13 protein-coding genes are annotated in these 17,181 nt (G+C 32.1%); 2 read left to right on the top strand and 11 right to left on the bottom strand.

Going from position 1 to position 17,181, the window contains the following annotated elements:
- Nucleotides 1-2 precede the first annotated feature (2 nt).
- Complete coding sequence (locus H526_RS0113810; protein ID WP_027393546.1) at nucleotides 3-4,883, bottom strand: DUF6531 domain-containing protein; 4,881 nt, start codon at nucleotides 4,881-4,883, stop codon at nucleotides 3-5.
- A 5-nt stretch (nucleotides 4,884-4,888) separates the two neighbouring features.
- Nucleotides 4,889-6,751, bottom strand: a complete 1,863-nt coding sequence (locus tag H526_RS0113815) for a type VI secretion system Vgr family protein (RefSeq protein ID WP_027393547.1) — start codon at nucleotides 6,749-6,751, stop codon at nucleotides 4,889-4,891.
- A 343-nt stretch (nucleotides 6,752-7,094) separates the two neighbouring features.
- Here H526_RS0113815 and H526_RS0113820 point away from each other — a divergent pair, with 343 nt between their 5' ends.
- Nucleotides 7,095-7,514 (top strand): hypothetical protein, encoded by a 420-nt coding sequence (locus H526_RS0113820; protein WP_027393548.1) that lies wholly within the window; start codon nucleotides 7,095-7,097, stop codon nucleotides 7,512-7,514.
- Nucleotides 7,515-7,623: 109 nt separating this feature from the next.
- Nucleotides 7,624-8,670 carry a DUF6340 family protein gene (locus H526_RS0113825; RefSeq protein WP_027393549.1) on the top strand — a complete coding sequence of 349 codons (1,047 nt, stop codon included), beginning with the start codon at nucleotides 7,624-7,626 and terminating at the stop codon, nucleotides 8,668-8,670.
- A gap of 37 nt (nucleotides 8,671-8,707) precedes the next feature.
- On the opposite strand, the gene H526_RS0113830 is transcribed toward H526_RS0113825, so the two are convergent.
- The 9 genes from H526_RS0113830 to H526_RS0113870 all read right to left on the bottom strand — a co-directional run bounded on the left by H526_RS0113830 (nucleotide 8,708) and on the right by H526_RS0113870 (nucleotide 17,180).
- Entirely contained in the window at nucleotides 8,708-8,941 is a 234-nt protein-coding gene (locus tag H526_RS0113830; RefSeq protein ID WP_027393550.1) for a DUF6095 family protein, read from the bottom strand.
- Nucleotides 8,931-9,743 (bottom strand): N-acetylmuramic acid 6-phosphate etherase, encoded by an 813-nt coding sequence (murQ, locus tag H526_RS0113835; protein ID WP_027393551.1) that lies wholly within the window; start codon nucleotides 9,741-9,743, stop codon nucleotides 8,931-8,933. The genes H526_RS0113830 and murQ overlap by 11 nt, the downstream gene beginning before the upstream one ends.
- 25 nt (nucleotides 9,744-9,768) lie before the next feature.
- The gene (locus H526_RS0113840) at nucleotides 9,769-10,590 is read right to left on the bottom strand and encodes a DUF4249 family protein (protein ID WP_027393552.1); all 822 of its coding nucleotides are present in this window, start codon (nucleotides 10,588-10,590) and stop codon (nucleotides 9,769-9,771) included.
- A gap of 4 nt (nucleotides 10,591-10,594) precedes the next feature.
- Nucleotides 10,595-12,988 carry a TonB-dependent receptor gene (locus H526_RS0113845; protein ID WP_051336159.1) on the bottom strand — a complete coding sequence of 798 codons (2,394 nt, stop codon included), beginning with the start codon at nucleotides 12,986-12,988 and terminating at the stop codon, nucleotides 10,595-10,597.
- Between the two features lie 454 nt (nucleotides 12,989-13,442).
- Nucleotides 13,443-14,006 carry an outer membrane protein gene (locus H526_RS0113850; protein WP_027393554.1) on the bottom strand — a complete coding sequence of 188 codons (564 nt, stop codon included), beginning with the start codon at nucleotides 14,004-14,006 and terminating at the stop codon, nucleotides 13,443-13,445.
- Nucleotides 14,007-14,107: 101 nt separating this feature from the next.
- On the bottom strand, nucleotides 14,108-14,749 hold the full coding sequence (locus H526_RS0113855) for a hypothetical protein (protein WP_027393555.1): 642 nt from the start codon (nucleotides 14,747-14,749) through the stop codon (nucleotides 14,108-14,110).
- 87 nt (nucleotides 14,750-14,836) lie between these two features.
- Nucleotides 14,837-15,508, bottom strand: a complete 672-nt coding sequence (locus tag H526_RS0113860; protein WP_027393556.1) for a hypothetical protein — start codon at nucleotides 15,506-15,508, stop codon at nucleotides 14,837-14,839.
- A gap of 42 nt (nucleotides 15,509-15,550) precedes the next feature.
- A complete protein-coding gene (locus H526_RS0113865) occupies nucleotides 15,551-16,642 on the bottom strand; it encodes a protein kinase family protein (protein WP_155839697.1) in 1,092 nt (363 codons plus the stop codon).
- Nucleotides 16,623-17,180 (bottom strand): hypothetical protein, encoded by a 558-nt coding sequence (locus tag H526_RS0113870; RefSeq protein ID WP_027393558.1) that lies wholly within the window; start codon nucleotides 17,178-17,180, stop codon nucleotides 16,623-16,625. The genes H526_RS0113865 and H526_RS0113870 overlap by 20 nt, the downstream gene beginning before the upstream one ends.
- Nucleotide 17,181: the final 1 nt, after the last annotated feature.

The following is a 17,181-nucleotide window of genomic DNA, read 5'->3' on the forward strand; positions in this document are numbered from 1 at the left end:
ATTTAACAGGGTTTGGCTTTGATTTTATCATATTCAGCTTTATATGCTTTTCTTCTTTCATCGGTTCTTGTTTTATCAAATGAATTTTTCTTATTACCTCTATTAGTTTCCGATATTTCTTCTCCATAAATTCCTGTTTTAGTATTATATTTTTCAATATAATGCTGTTCATAACCGTAGGCTTTCTCAATGGTTATATCATCATGCAATACTTTATGGAATGTATTTGTTGTATATCTTCCCGTATCCATGTGACCATCCATTCTAGCTGGAATATCTTGTTTTGTAATACCAATATAATAAGGAGTGTTTGATCCTTTATCATAAAGTGCATATACAGAAAAGCCTTTCGTTCCTAGAGGATCTTGATGTAATCCTAATGGATCTATAAATAAGTTTACATCTTTTGTATATGCATACATCGTAGGATTATTACCCGCCAATCGTATTGGATCTTGAGAAATATAAGTTCCTTCTTCAGGATTATAATATCGAAAACGATTATAATATAAATCAATTTCAGAATCTTCATACTGCCCTTGAAAACGGAATGGGCAATCATTCAATGTACCTACTACAAGATTACGAATTTTTCCATAGATGTCATATTCTGCATGCCAGGTTTTTTTTCCTTTACTATTATACATCTCTACCGGTGTTCCCAGATGATCTGTTATAATAGAATAGGTGTCATTTTCTGTTATTTTCGCCGCAGGTTTAAATCCACCTTGATCAAAAACCCAAGTAATAAGATTTTTTATAGGTTCTTTTTTATCTTTTGATAATAAACCAGATGCATCTATACTTAATTTAGGTTTGTTCTTAAGATTATAGTGCCATTCATGTAAGAGGACATTCCCATTCCATATAAAACGAGTAATTAAGTCAGGATTGTTTTCTGTTTTCTTTGATGGATGCTGTTTACTAATTTTTGTTGTTCTTCTTCCCAGTGCATCATATTCCATTTCAACAACACTTCGATCTGGACGATAGATACTTTTAAGCATTCCATTACCGTTCCAATCATATTTCCAAGTTCCTTTGGGAGAGGATTTCTTAATTAAGTTTCCTTCATCATCATATTCGTAGGTTTTATTTCCAGAGGTTAATAGTTGACCATTGGCACCATATGTACGATCTTTTTGAGTTTTTGTTCGGTATAGATTACCAACTTCATCTGGTAATTTATAATCATAGGATTTGTCTTCATATTGAGCCCAAGCCAAGTTATTGAAATCATCGTAATCAAAATTGACAATTCCTTGAGCTAGGTTATCTACAATTTTCTTTAGTTTATGATTGACATCCCAAGTGTAAGTTCTTCGTCTAGTTTCGACCTCTCGTTTTTGAACAATCTGTTGTTTGTGTCGTCCTGCCTGATCATAACTCCAATTAGTTTTTATTCCGCCTGGTAAAGAACGTTCAGTTTCCATACCCAGACTATTGTATTTAAAATTAGCTTTCCATATGTTATTATCGTGATTTTTAGCTTTTACGGATGAAACTTCTCCGAGTTCTGTATATTTAAGGCGTATGGAAGCACCTAAACTACTTTGTGTTTTAGATTGCTGTCCTTTGTCATTATAGCTAAAGGATATCGTATGCCCATCCTGTTCTTCGGAAATAACTCTTCCGGCTTCATCTCTATTGATTTTTACTATTGAGTTTGGATTGACCGCTTGTGTTAATAATCCATCTTTATTATAATCAAATGTAGCCCAGGAATCATCATGATATTCAATTCTAGAAATACGACCTCCTTTATCATATTCATAGATACTGAATTTATCATTGGATTTTTCCTCTTTAATAATCTTTCCAGCCTTATCTCGTGTAAAATTTCTAGTAATATAATCAAAACCTTCTTCTTTAATAATATTACCCATTGCGTCTCTGGTAAAACTATAAGATTCTTTATGCTCATTAATTACTCCAATAAGTTGTTCTTCTTTATCATATCTAAACAAAACTTTTCGACCGTCTTGTTCTCTGGATTTCAAATTTCCTTGAGATGTATATTCATATGTAAGAATTCTTCCATTATCAATTGCTTTTCTAACTCTTCCATAACTGTCATATTCTAGTTGTATCTTGTTTTTATCGGGTAACCTTATTGTAGATAAATTACCTAACGGATCATAAGAAAATAGTTGTTGATGTTTTGCAGGGTTGATGGTTTTAATACATCGTCCCCAAGCATCGTATTCCCAAAAAGATTCTTCTCCGTTTGGAGAAACTATTCGATTTAGGTTACGATCTTCATCATAAAAAAGATATGTTGTGTTTTCATTGGCATCTGTGATTTTTGAAACTAAACCATACTTATTATATTCAAAATTTCGCATGGTTTGGTCAGGATACATAATAGTATCTAACCTATTTTTTTTGAAATATCTAGAAAACATAGCCCCCTCTGATGATGTTTGTAATAATAAACGACCTTCATCATCATAAGCAAATTCTATATCGCCCCCATCGGGATATCGGATGGATGTTTGATTTCCTTTATCATCGTATTTATACTGTGTTTGGAACCCTTCTTGGTCAGTTGTTTTTATCAGTTCACCAAATTCGCTATACTCGTTAATTGTAATACCACCCAAAGGATCAATAATTTTTACAGGGATACCATTTTCATAATAATAGGTGGTTTTATTTCCATAAGAATCCCAAACATAGTTATATCCATCTTGATACTCAAAGCTATAGTCCAAAGTTCCATCTTCTAGCCAGGTGCGTGTGCATCTGGCTCCCGTCTTGTAAGATTCGTATTCCCAGAAACAGGTAGCTCCTTCACGATGCGTTTTAGAAACCATTAAATGATTCTTGTAAACTGCGATTACCGATTTACCAGAAGCATCTGTAATTTTCGCTAGATCTCCAGCTTCATTATATCCATAAGTTACCAGAGTTCGTTTTTCAGATCGATGATGTTGGGTGATTTCTATTATTCTTTGTGCTGTATCATAATGAATCTTGATTTTCCTATTAGCAGTGTCTACGATTTCATCGAGATAATCATCTTGATAATTAAATTGGATATTGGTTTGCCCATCCTTTATGATTTTGGAAATCTTATAAGTTCTCGAGTGATCAGTTAATACATAAGTAAGTTGATCGTTATAATCATAAAGGTGATAAGTAGAGGAGTTAATATAGGTTAGTTGAAGTTTTTCTGTTCTATTGAATTCTGATTTTTTTTCATTGTTAAGTAAAGAGAAAAAAGCAAGTCTTCCATCACCAAGGGTGAGTAGTATATCTTCTGGTCTTGTGGTAAGATGTATATCATAATTATGATGTACACCATGACCTAGAGGACCTTTATAAGCAGAGTCTGAGTACCAAATTCTTTTCCAGCTGATGGGAATATTTCCAGGGATTTCAAAATCAACATAATCGTAGATGTTTACACCGGTAATTACATCTACCGGATCGCCTTTACATACACTGTTTTTATTTGTATTCTGTGAACCGTTTTGAGAATTTTCAGGATTATTTGCCTTACCGTCTGTAGTCTCTTCTGGCTTTTGTTTAGGGGTTTCAGGAGAAGCGTTTGTTTTATGTATTTGAGTTGGATCTTTACCTTCATTAAAGGCTTTCATAACCTCTCTCATTTGTTGGTATCTTTCCTTAGAAGTTTTTGCTGTATTCCAAACGTGTTTTAGTTCTTTTGCATAGGGTAATGTACCATAAATGTTTCCGGTTACTTGGTTGAAAATTTCACCTTTAACACCAGACCACGCAGTTTTTAGATTAAGATTTTTTAAAAATTCAGGGTCGAATAATTTAGCTCCTTTTTTTAAAACTCCAGAGATAGGAACAATAGTTTTTACAACCATCTGACCAGCAGCCTCTCCAGCAGCAAAGTCATCTCCTGTGACCATTACGTCATTGAGTTTTGTATAATCATCAACATATTTTTGTTTTATGTCACTAGGTAGATTTTTTATCTGTTCTTTGATGAGTTGATTTTGTAATTCATTTTGTGCTAATCGATCATAAAATGCATCAGTATCTTTCCAATTCAAATATGCAAGATATCTGGGGTCTCTATAAAAAGCAAAAGCTGCCATATCATCAACAGATGTAGCTACTCCAACAACAAGTTTAGCTCCACCAACAACTGGTTCATAAAATCCTTCTTTTGCAGCTCCCCAGCCATACCCTCCTAATCTTTTAAAATAACCTTCTACGCTTTCTCCTGCTTCCAGATACACCGATTTTTGAGGCATTCCAGCTTCAAGATCTCTAGCCCATTGTGCTCTTGATGATGGATCTGGATTTTTACTTTTATTATCTAAAGCTTGAGCACTCGTTCTTTGACGATTTATTTCCTTTCCAGCGTTATCCCAAAAAGCTTCTTGTTCTTTTTTACTCTCATCAGTGATTACTTCTTCTCCATTATCTATAGCTTTTTGAGCTGGTCTTACAAAGTCTTCTGTTGAGTATTCATCAAGACTTTTTTTCTTCTTATCCGTTTCTGAAGGTTTTTGGACATCTGTTTGTTCTGAATCTTCAGGATTTTTATTTGCGAAATTATCATGTTTTTCTGATTCAGAGATATCTTCTAGATCGATTTGGACAATACCTTCCGGATAGGTTTTACAAGTAGTTTGACTAGAACTAAGTAAAAACCCTGAACTGCCATTCTTTACATTTTCTGTAACAGTATTGGTTTTCCATTTGTTCAATAGAGGGACACATTGACGTAATGTGTTTTTCGGACAGGTACAAGTACCAAAACGTTCGAAGATAACATCTTTATCAGTGGCAGCAATAGCGCCTGATATTTTTATGTTTTTTGGGTTAGCTATTAAATTAGCGGGTCCTTTTCCGAAAGAACATTTAATCTTTTGACCATTATAAACATATTGTCTAGCCATATATTTTAATTTATAGAAACTTCTCCGCCATCTACGGAACATTTTGATTTTCCAATTACTTTAGTTTTTCCACCAATAACACCAATTCCTAGAGCAGTTAGTGTTAAACCAATGGTTGCTTGTATATTTGCCATGACCGAGGCAGTAATAGAAACATGTTTACCGGTTACCCTTGCAGATTTACCACTTAGAGAGGCTGTAGACTTAGCTTTAGCTCTTAGACTATTTCCTGCGTTAAGAAGAATACTGGAAGTAGCACTAGCACTAAAATTACTACCGGCGCTAGCGGCAACATTGCTACCTGCATTCATCGTTAAATTATTACTAGCTTCTATGGCAATGTCAGTAGAGGAGAAGGTAATTTTATTAGGTGCATTAATGGTAATTTCTCCATTTCCACCCATTATTATTGTATTACCACTAGGGTCTGCGATGGTAACACTACCATCTGCATCATTAAGTGTTACTTGATTACCACTTCGCGTTTTGATGGCTTTTAAATGATTATTACCACTTTTAAAACTTTCTGGAACAGAAGAAGCATTGGTCACACTACCTTTTACAATAGGTAGTTCTGCATTGTCGCCTTCGTGATCTACGATTACTTCATCTCCTTTTTCAGGTACAAAATACATTCCTTGCCCTGGTCCACCAGCTAGACTAGCTTGTCTAATCCAAGGAGAAGTTTCTCCTGTTTCTTTTTGCCAAGCATATTGTATTTTTACACGACCCATTCCTTCTGGATCCACGTTGTCCACTACAACAGCTGTCTGTGATTTACTTTTTGGATATGCTTTAATAGAAGTTTTTGGATATACATCCGTTTCTGCAGTGATAGCTTCAAAACTATTCTCATATCTGCCATTTTCTCCACAATTATGTGTTATTTTGGTGATTCTATAGCCTCCATATGAAGAGGTTTCTCCATCTATTAATATTTTGCTGCCAAGAGAAATACTTGGATTACTACTTTTTCCGGATACTTTTATTTGATTTACTTCATTAGCCTGTTTTTGATGTAATATTTGATCATCTATACGTGATTTCATCTGTGGATCATCATGAGCACTCACAAAAATCTGGGTTTCTTTTTGAAATAGTTTATTGCTTTTTTGATTAATTGTAGAAATAAAACCTTTAGAACTAGAATTCAATTCTGCGGTTTTTACTTCGTGAAAATTATCTGTTAGGTAATCATTGGTGAAATATTTAAAGTTGTTAGGTATAGTTTCTAATTTCATGGACAACTCTAATAGATCATAACCATATCGAAGTTTTATAGGTTCTTTGTTTTCAGGTTTTCCAAAAACTAATTTAGATCCATCATAATAAAACCATTCTCCATACTGTGCAGCTAGTCTACTCGCATACTGGAAAGCACTTTCTTCTTTTTGAACACTATAATGTATTGGAGTAACTTTTTTTGGAGAAATGTTATACTGTAGAATTCCTTTATCATATCCAGTAAACGTTTTTTCTAAAATCTCTGAAATTCCTATATCTTGATGAGATGCATAATGAGGACCATCATCCGTAATTATACTACAACTTTTGCCTAGTATATGGATGAGATCACCGGTTTTCTGATAGAATCCTTTTACGGTATTAATGGATGTAACGATACCTTTAAATTCTAATATATCATTTTCAGAAAAGCCATTAACGGATTGTATTTTTAATAGAAATATAGCGCCCAAAAAATTAATGCTCTCTCCAGAGATATGATCTGTAACTTCTTCTAGCACATCTTTTCTACAGACTAATTCAAAACTATGATGTGCATCTATTTCTTGAGAAAGAGAGAGTTTTTTAAATGCGGGAATGGGATCACCATCTATAAATATTTGTACTTGTGTGTCAGTTGCCATAATTATATTGATATCGGAATTATCCAGTTTACTAGTTTAATTTAAGATTATTAGAGGGAAATAATTTTGGAATGAGGATGAATGGTTACTAAAGCAGGACGTTTGTAGTAAATTTTGTGGTTTTAAAGAAATGCTTTGTAATTATCTCATAGATAATAAATAATGATGTGTTTTTAAATAATATACTGAACACTTAGGATAAAGTATATAGTGAGATAACAATGTTCCTTTAAGATTTACTGTTGGTCAACAAAATCTCTTCAAATGTCCACAGCTTAATTTTATTAGATAAGAATAAAATTAAGTTTACCTCAGGTTTAATAATTATTTAAAATTAAAAGCAATGAAAACTCAAAACAATTTTTTGAAAAACTTAAGTAGAGTAGTATTAGTATTATCTGTTTTATTCATTTCATCTTGTGGTAGTGATGATGATGGAACACCTGCGGAGGAATTTGTTACACTTCCTGCACAAGTACTAACATCTTATACAGGTAACTTAGTTTATACTCCTGGTGATGGTTCAGGTCCAATTATTAATACAAGTGGTACTGCTACTGTTGCAGTATCTGGTAATACATATACAATTAGTTTTAGTGATGGGGTACCTTCAATTAGTGGACTTGTTTTTTTAGCCGGTTCTGGAAATAATTTTGTGTCTGCCTCTGCGGGTCAATCTACAACTGGTATTTCAGTAGAAGATGGAGATTTAGCCGTAGGAGCGACCAACAATGGGAATACCTGGGCATTTTCTACAAATTAATAGTTTATTTTAATATCTCTAGGGAAAGGGTGGTTTTGGGGAAAACCACTCTTTCCATTTTTTGTATTTCTTATTGATGATATATGTCTAACTCATAATTTACTTAAAAATGAAAAATATACTCACATCTAAAATTATTATCTCAACTTTAGTTTTACTTATTAGTGTTGGCTGTGGAAGTAAAAAGTCATTAAAGACAGAGGTCATAAAACCTCCAATTGTTACGTTGGATCCATCTGTTAAGAAAATAGGAATCTTTAATAGAAGCATACCTTCTGATGATAATGTAGGATTAGATCAATTAGATAAAATATTATCGATTGAAGGAGCAAAACTCGATGAGGATGGAGCTAAGCAAGCCATTATTTCTTTAAAAACAGCATTACTTCAAAATCCTAGGTTTACAGAAGTAACGATCTTACCGATGTCATTAAAAGAAAATCCTGGAGGAGGTATTTTTCCATCACCCATAAGTTGGGACCAAATTGATAAACTTTGTAAAACGAATAATGTAGATGCGATTTTTACTTTAGCCATATATGATACTGATGCTAAAGCTTCATACACCGTAGAAAAAAAGAAGATTGAAGGACCATTAGGACTAGAACTTCCTGGTGTAGAACACCAAGTAAATATAGAAACTAAGATAAAAACGGGATGGCGTATATATGATCCTATTCGAAAAAAAATCAGTGATCAACTATCAGTTAATGAGAAAACGAAATCTGTAGGAAAAGGAATTAATCCAATAAAAGCAATTGAGGCTGCTACGAATAGAAAACAATCAGTCCTACAAATTAGTCAGAAAATTGGTAGTGATTATGCGTTGAGATTATTACCCTATAAGGATAATGTATATAGAGATTATTATGTGAAAGCGACGCCGAATTTTGAAATTGCAAAACGAAAAGTAGAAACAGGGCAATGGGATGGAGCAGCTGAATTGTGGGAAAAAGAAACTAGTAATTCAGATCCAGAAATTGCCGGACAGGCTTGCTTTAACATGGCTTTCTACAATGAAATAAAAGGAGATTATACTAAGGCTATTGAATGGGCTACAAGAGCCTATACAGATTACGAAAATAAAAATGCATTAAAATATATTAGTGACCTGAAAGAGAGGATCGAGAATAATAAAATTGTAGGAGGTTACTAACCTTTTTTTGATAATTAAAGTTTAACTATTATGGATTCTATTTTTTACCAAAAATAGAATCCATAATAGTTTTTAATCCTCTAAATGCCATGAATATAGCGAATGCAGCCCCAACTAATCCCAAAATTAATATGGGATAATAATAGGAATGATCTTGGTTTTTAAAAGCAGAGTGAATAATCACTGGACTAATAAACATAAAAATCAACGCAATTGCCATACGTTGTATACCTTTACCTAATAATTCTTTATCTGTTCTTTTAGGCTCCATAATTATCAATTGCGTTTCTAACAGTTCCATGTTTCTTTAATAATTCTGTAGCTAATGTTCTTTCTATTTTTAGCTCATCCATAATCATTCGTGTACCTCGATCTACTAGTTTATTATTACTAAGTTGCATATCTACCATTTTATTACCTTTTACTTTTCCTAGTTGTATCATAGTAGCTGTAGATATCATGTTTAATACTAATTTTTGTGCAGTTCCTGCTTTCATCCTAGAACTTCCAGTTACAAATTCTGGACCAACGGTTACTACAATTGGATATTGGGCTGTCTTGTCTAAAGGACTTCCTTCATTACAAGTAATACAACCAGTAATAATATTTGCGGCATTACATTGTTCTAAAGCTCCTATTACATAAGGTGTAGTTCCTGATGCTGCAATACCAATAACAACATCTTTTTCTGAGATTTTATTTGCTTCTAAATCCTTCCATCCTTGCTCTGTATCATCTTCTGCAAATTCTACAGCCTTTCTGATAGCCGGATCTCCACCCGCAATTAACCCAATAACTAAATCATATGAGACTCCGAAAGTAGGAGGGCACTCACTTGCATCCACAACACCTAATCGACCACTAGTTCCAGCTCCCATATAGAAGAGTCTTCCTCCGTTTTTTAGTTTTTCAACAATTTTAGAAACTAAACTTTCAATTTGCGGGATCGCATTTTTTACAGCATCTGGTACCGTTTTATCTTCTTTATTGATATTTGATAACAAATCAGAAATACTCATCTTTTCCAGATGGTTGTAGTTTGAAGCCTGTTCGGTTGTTTTAGTAAAACTCATGCTTCAAAAATACTGATTTTCCTGATCACTCTTCAATTGTAAATTGAAAACGATTTGCCTCAGATAGATTAAAATATCCTAAAGCAAAATTATCCGGATTCGTGGTGTTTATAATATTTCCTCGTATTTGCGCAGGAGGTGTTTGGAACGGATTTCCTCCATCTTGTTCACTTTGTTCGATTAGTATATTAGAATAGTTGTAGTATCGTTCGTCTATTCCAAGAATTTTTATAGTTACTTGTTCTCCGCCAACCATATCCTCATAGAAATAGGAAAAATTAAAAGATTCACCTTGATAGAAACGATCTTCGCTCGGAAGATATAAATTAAAATCAAAATCAAATAGATAGAAATCTTCTCTATTCCCTTCATCAGTAAAGAAAACAATAACTTCAGTTTCATCACCGTCGAATAAAGTTCCATCTCCTTGCTCCACATTATCAATCGCAACTGTCGGTATTAATTGTGTAGTGGCTTTATAGGTTTCTCCCTCATAGATCACCGTAAGTTCGTAATCTATATCAAATTCTGGTATTAAATTTGGGTCTTCTGGAATAAAGAATCCTGGTTCATTTAATGATTCTATAAAATTAACAACAGAATTGTCTGATAGATTGGTAATAAATACCGTTGCGTTACTTACGGTAGGAACACCGTCATTAAAGAAAGGAGCTGATAATGTAAGTCGCACTCCACCTAAGGCATCAACAGGAGTTTCATCTAAATAAATTTCAAAAGATGCGTCTATAACTAATTTTGGTTCTCCATTTGGAACATCAACATCAATAACATCTTCACAACTTGTGATTATAGAAAGTCCGATTATAAGATATAATAACTTTTTCATTGTGTTAAAATTTAAAATTATAGGTGATAGCTGGTACGATTCCAAATATGGAGGTTCTTACAGCCTCGTTTACCCGAGTTTCTGTATTTTGACTAAAGGCTATAGATGCAGCATTTCTGCGATTGTATAGGTTATAAATACTAAATACCCATTCACCTTGCCATTTACGAGTTTTATTTTTTCGTGGTGTTAAGGTAGCAGAAATATCCATTCGGTGATAAGATGGAAGTCGTTGATCATTTCTTAATCCATCATAAATTGGTACTACCAACCCTTGAAACTCAAACTGTCCAGATGGGTAATTAGTAGGTTGCCCTGTTTGGAATAAAAAATTAGCATTAAACGTCCATTTTTTGTTTAACTCATAACTCCCATTAAAAGAAATATCGTGTGTTTTATCAAAAGGTGTGTTATACCATTGGCCATTATTAATACCTGTTTCGACAGGAGTTCTTCCAACTGTCCGCTGTTCTGATTTAGACAATGTGTAGGCCAACCATCCTTTGAACTTGCCTTCATTTTTTCTTAATAAAAGTTCTAAACCATATGCTCTAGCCTCACCATTAAGTATTTCTTGTTCAATGGCATCATTGGCGATTAGTTCTGCGCCGTCAATATAATCAATCCTGTTTTTGATGTCTTTATAGAAGACTTCTGTTTCTATAGAGTATGCATCATTTTTAATACTTTTAAAAAAACCTAAAGCATATTGATTGAGCAATTGCGGTTTTACATATTTCCCACTAGGAGTCCATACATCAAGCGGAGTAGGGGAACTAGTATTCGATAATAAATGTAGATACTGAGCCATTCTGTTATAACTAGCTTTTATCGAAGTATTATCGTTAAATATATACGCTAAGGCTAAACGAGGTTCTAGATTAGTGAAGTTTTTAATTTGATCACTTCTACTAATTCTTTCTGTGCCTATCGGATTAGCGGCTTCGTAAATTTGTAATTCTTCATTAAATAACAGAGGATTATCATTCTCATAAATATTTAATTCATCTTGACCCAACCTTGTAAAGTTACTAAGACGGATACCGTATTGTAATGATAACTTATTAGAGATCTTGTGTTCTGCATCAATATATACGCCTAATTCATTAGCGTATTTATCAATTAATTTATCTCTGATAATTCCGGAGTCATCTCTATTAGGCTTTATTTCACCAGGATTGAATCGATAGTATATATTATTAATTCCATAATTAAGTTGAAAATTATCGCTTAAATAATGTTTTAAATCATACTTTAAATTAAAATTTCTGATCCCAGAATCCCATTCAAAACCAACAAAGTCAAGTTCTAATCCATAAAAATAATCTGAATAGATAAGTGATAAATTAGAAAATAATTTATCCGAGAATAAGTGATTCCATCTTAGGTTTAAAACGGTATTCCCATATGTGTTTCTAAAACTTTCACTTATAGCAAAGACGTCCCTACCAAAGTATCCTGAGAGAAATAGATTATTATTTTCATTTATTTTGTAGTTCAGTTTAGTGTTGAGGTCATAGAAGTATGCAACATTATCATTACCGTCATCTACTAGTGGTAAGAAAAGATGTGCATATGATGCTCTTCCTCCAACTAAGAAAGCTCCTTTGTTTTTTACAATAGGACCTTCTGCTAATAACCTACTGGAAACAAGTCCAAGTCCACCATTAATATGATATTCTTTACTGTTTCCTTCTTTTTGATAAATATCTAAAACAGAAGAAACTCGTCCTCCATATTTTGCGGGAATTCCTCCTTTATAGAGTTTAATATCTTTAATTGCATCTGGATTAAATACGGAGAAAAATCCAAATAAGTGTGATGAATTAAAAATAGTGGCCTCATCTAATAAAATTAAGTTTTGATCCGCAGCACCACCACGAACATTAAAACCAGAAGCACCCTCACCACCACTAGTTACTCCTGGAAGGAGTACAATCGATTTAATTACATCTGCTTCACCGAGTACAACTGGGATTTGTTTGATCGTTCCTGCGGTTAGTTTATTAAGACTCATCTGAGGATTCTTAATATTTACTTTTTCAATATTTTCTGTTATTACTATTTCATCCAACATTTCGGAAGCTTCCGCTAGCTGAAAGTTCAGTTTTTTATCTTCATTTAGTATAATTTCTTGTACAATATCTTTAAAGCCTAGGTAGCTGACTTGTAGTTTATAGGTTCCTTCTGGCAAAGTGATAGAGTAAAATCCATATTCATTGGTTACCACGCCTTTTCCCATTTCTGGAAAAAGTACATTAACACCAATTAGTGTTTCATTACTAGATTGTTCCGAAATAGTACCGTTAATCGTAAATTTTTCTTGAGCTATCAAGGTACTATTGGCTAGTAAACATAGTAGTACTAGCCATATATTAAGAGTGAGATATTTTTTCAAAAGAAAGTTTTTTCAGTAGCATTTATAGAGTAGACGCTCTAATCTAAAATATGTTACGTATTTAGAGAATATAAATATATTGTAATATGTCGCTTCTAGTTAAGATTTCCAGCAAAAACTAATGGGAAACCATTCTTCGGTGCATAAAGTATTACTATTTGCGGATTTAATACTTGATTTGCGTTTAAGATATACTTGGTTGTTTTCTGAAAATACATAGTTAGTATCTATTTTTTTGGTTCTTAGAATAACTTTATTTTTCATTTGGGGCTTTGGTAACATTTCTTTCTTATATAAAATCATTGTATCAATTTTTGTGCCTAATTATGTTTGTAATCTTTTTTGTGCCTAAAAAAACCGGATGTATAGAATCTATTTTTGGTATTTGTATATTCTTGATATAGTAATTGTTTTGGTTTAAATAGCTGTTATCCAGTAATATGGTTTTTGGTTTTTAGAGTCTATAACCTAATCCTATTTTTAAAAGATTTGCATTTCTATTAAATGCAATATCTGGTACATTATCTTCTTCAGAAAGCCTAATGAAATCATATTGAATTTGAGCAAAAAACTTTTTAGTGATATTATACGCAATTCCGACATTGAGATTAAATCCATTTAAAGTTTCAGTATCATTTAATTCTCCAGTATTTGTTGTGATTGATGAATCTAATATCATTACGGTGTATCCTATTCCAACTGAAGGGCGAAGTTTTTTAATTGATTCTATAGTTAACTCTCCAAATATTCTAGGTTGTAATATGTATGCCGTAGTTTCAGAGGTTTCGAACTTATCATTTATTAATATGTTACCATTTAGTGAAGCTCCTATCTTTACAGGTGTTAATTTAACAAACCTATAATCCGCACCAACATCAATAATTCCAACGTAATTGTCGCCAAGAAAGTTGTCGCCAAATGGAATTGGATAGTTGAGTTCAAAACTAATTTTAGAGTCTTGAGAAAATAATTGACAACAGGAAATTAGGATTACTACTAATAATGCGCTTTTTTTCATTGGAATAAAATTTATATTAATACTTTAAAGTCAATACGGAGCCTAATCAATAGGGATTATCTATTGATTTAATGTCTCTTTTTGAATGTTTTTTTGTTTAGTTAATTTATAGGAGGTTGTTTTTTATATCTGTTTTTATTTAGATTGAATACTCCAATTTTAGAGCCAATATTTATAGAAAATCCATTAATATTATCTAAAATGTTTGGTATTGGGTCGATTGGTGTTGAAAATCGATACTTAATTCCTGCTTCGAATTGTATAAATCTAGAGAGGTTATATAATATATTTACACCTGGTTCTACAATCAATGTTATATCTGTACTTTTGAATAAAGGCCCTGAACCTTCTACATATCCCATACCTATTAAAAAAGGAAACGAAAAATTGAATTTTGAAGTACTAAGTAGGATATTTTCTGAATGTAGTCCTCCATAGATAACTAATAAATCAAAATCTCCTCCAAAAGAACGATCTACAGAACTTAAATCAGAGAATAAAGCTTTTGCCGTTATTCCTAGTTCCATTTTTTTGTTAGCTACATAAGCTAATTTAATTCCGGCTGAGGTAGTCTCATTTTTTTTAATTTGACCATATCCCACGTCAACTCCTAGATATACACCGTGTACGATGTTTTTTCGATCGTTAAATTCTATATAATCTTTGTTGTCAGTTTCTTGACTCCTTGTTTGATTTGTTATTAGTATAATTAAAGCTACTAAAAATCTTCTTATATGTTTCATAAACAATGGTTTCATAGATTATATTTAAATTTTGGGATACTCATTTGGATGAGTTTTGATCCTAAGATGCATTGAGACTAGGTTATTCTATTCTTTAGGAGCATTTTTTCTGTATCTATTCTTACCTAGATTAAATACGCCAACTTTTACACCTATTCCCGCAGAAAATCCATTGATTCGATCTATACCATTAGGATGGATATTAAATTTACTAGAGAATCTATATTTTACACCTGCCTCTAGTTGTACAAACCTAGAAACATTAAATAGTAGATTTATTCCAGGTTCAGCTACAAAAACAGCATCCCAGTCATACTCATTCTCGTTAAATTCATCATCTTCATCTAATTGACCGTCTATATAACCAACACCTCCAACTCCAATTAGTAAAGGGAATGATAAATTTACTCTTGATTTACTGAAGAATATAGGTTCTAAGTGCATTCCTGCATATCCTCCAATTAGGTCTTCATCGTTAGAAATGGATATTCCTGGTAGATTTTGTTGAGAGTAAAAACCTTTCATACCAAAACCTATTTCGAATTTTCTGTTAGCTACATAAGCTAATTTAAGTCCTATTAACCCAGTGTCTTCTCCATCAATTTCTCCATAACTAGCACTAAAACCAAGATAGACTCCATGTACAATATTTTTACGGTCATTAAATTCTAAATAATTGCCATCGTTTTTTTCTTGTGAATACGTATTAGCTATATTAATTAATAAAAAGGTAATAAGTATTTTGATTGTTTTTTTCATGAGTATTGATTTGTTTTTTATTAGATTGATAAATGATTTTGGTTATTCTTTTAATATGATTACTCCTTTTCTACCAGTTATTTGAAAAGTTCCTTTGTTTGTTTCTATGCCATATGTTGCTTGGATTTCTCGTAGTCTTTTTTTACTGTCAATTACTTTGTTTTTTATATTCTTGAATGTTTTAGGAATTCGTAATAAACCTTGCTCTAAAGAAGCATTAAAATCAAAATTAAGTTCTGAAATATTGATGTTAACTTCTGAAGATTTTTGATCTATAGTTATATCTGCATTCGATTTTACGATTTGTTCTACTCTAAAGTCTGCTACATCCATCGTAAGATTAATATTATCAAACAACTTTTCAATTATAATATTAGTAAATTCCAATTCACCTTTAATCGTTTCAATAGCATCTACTGAAACTTTGTCTTTACTAGAGTATATTTCTAGATCATTAACTTTTTTTATAGCGATTGTTGATCCGCTGCTTATTACTCTAAGGTTTTTAGAAGTTTCGTGATCAAATTCACTATTTTTTAGATCAATCTTACCGTAGGTAATGGATTTTGTATGTAGTTTGCCAAATTTCATTTTAATATTAGCATTCACAACATCATTATTAATCCACATATCTCCATGTTGTAAATCAGTCTTTAATTTTCCATTCCAATCACTGATAATAATATCTCCGAATTTATTGGTTAATTGTATCTCTGCATTTATTGGAAGATTAATTTGATAATCAATTTGTATATTTCCTTTGTCAAAATCAAAGGGATTAACACGATTAAATATTTTAGAAAAAAAACTGTCGCTTTTTTCCTCAATATTTGAAAATATGGTTAGGAAATCATCAGATGTGTTTATAAAAGGTTGTATTCTTTCTAAAAGCTCCTCTGCATCTTCTTTATCTTTTTTAGTAACCGTAATTTCAATAGTAATTTTGATTTTATTTTGGTTCCATCCGTTGATTATGATATTCCCATATTTGTTTTCTAATTGTAATTCTCCAGCATTTGAAAAATCGTAGGTTTTTTCTATTGATTTAGATAACTTTTCCTGACCATTTATATAATGCCCGGCAAAAAGTATTAAGACTAATATGGTTAGTTTCTTATAAAATATATCCTTCATTTTCATCGGATTTTTTCGAATCTTTAATTAGTTCTAGAAGATTCTCTATTAATTCAATTCTTTTTTTGTAGTTCTGAACTATGGCTTCAAGGATATACTCGTTATTTAGATTCTCTTTCATTTCTTCTTTTAGCAATAGATATTCTTTATCTAATTCATCCATGAAAGAAAGAAAATCTTCTTTATCGCTTTCTGTTAGTTTCGAATTCTTTTTTACTAACTCAACCTGAAATGAAACAAGTCCTTTATAATAGGTATCAATATCCTGTAGTTCTTGATTAACTGCTTGATTTTGCTTTGTTATGCTGTTTGTAGAACTTGTATATAGATTCATTAAAGAAAACACTCCAAGAACGATAAGAATACTTGCCGCTATTTTCAGAAAAGGAGAATTCCAATGTTTTAAGGTTTTTATCTTTTTAGTTTTAGAAGTAGTATCCAGCTCTAATTCGATACGTTCCCAAAGTTTAGCTTTATCTGCTTTATGTTCATCAAACTGAAGTTTGTTTTCTCTTATATGTTTTTCAAAATCATCCATT

Source organism: Aquimarina latercula DSM 2041 (genome assembly GCF_000430645.1).
Lineage (GTDB): Bacteria > Bacteroidota > Bacteroidia > Flavobacteriales > Flavobacteriaceae > Aquimarina > Aquimarina latercula.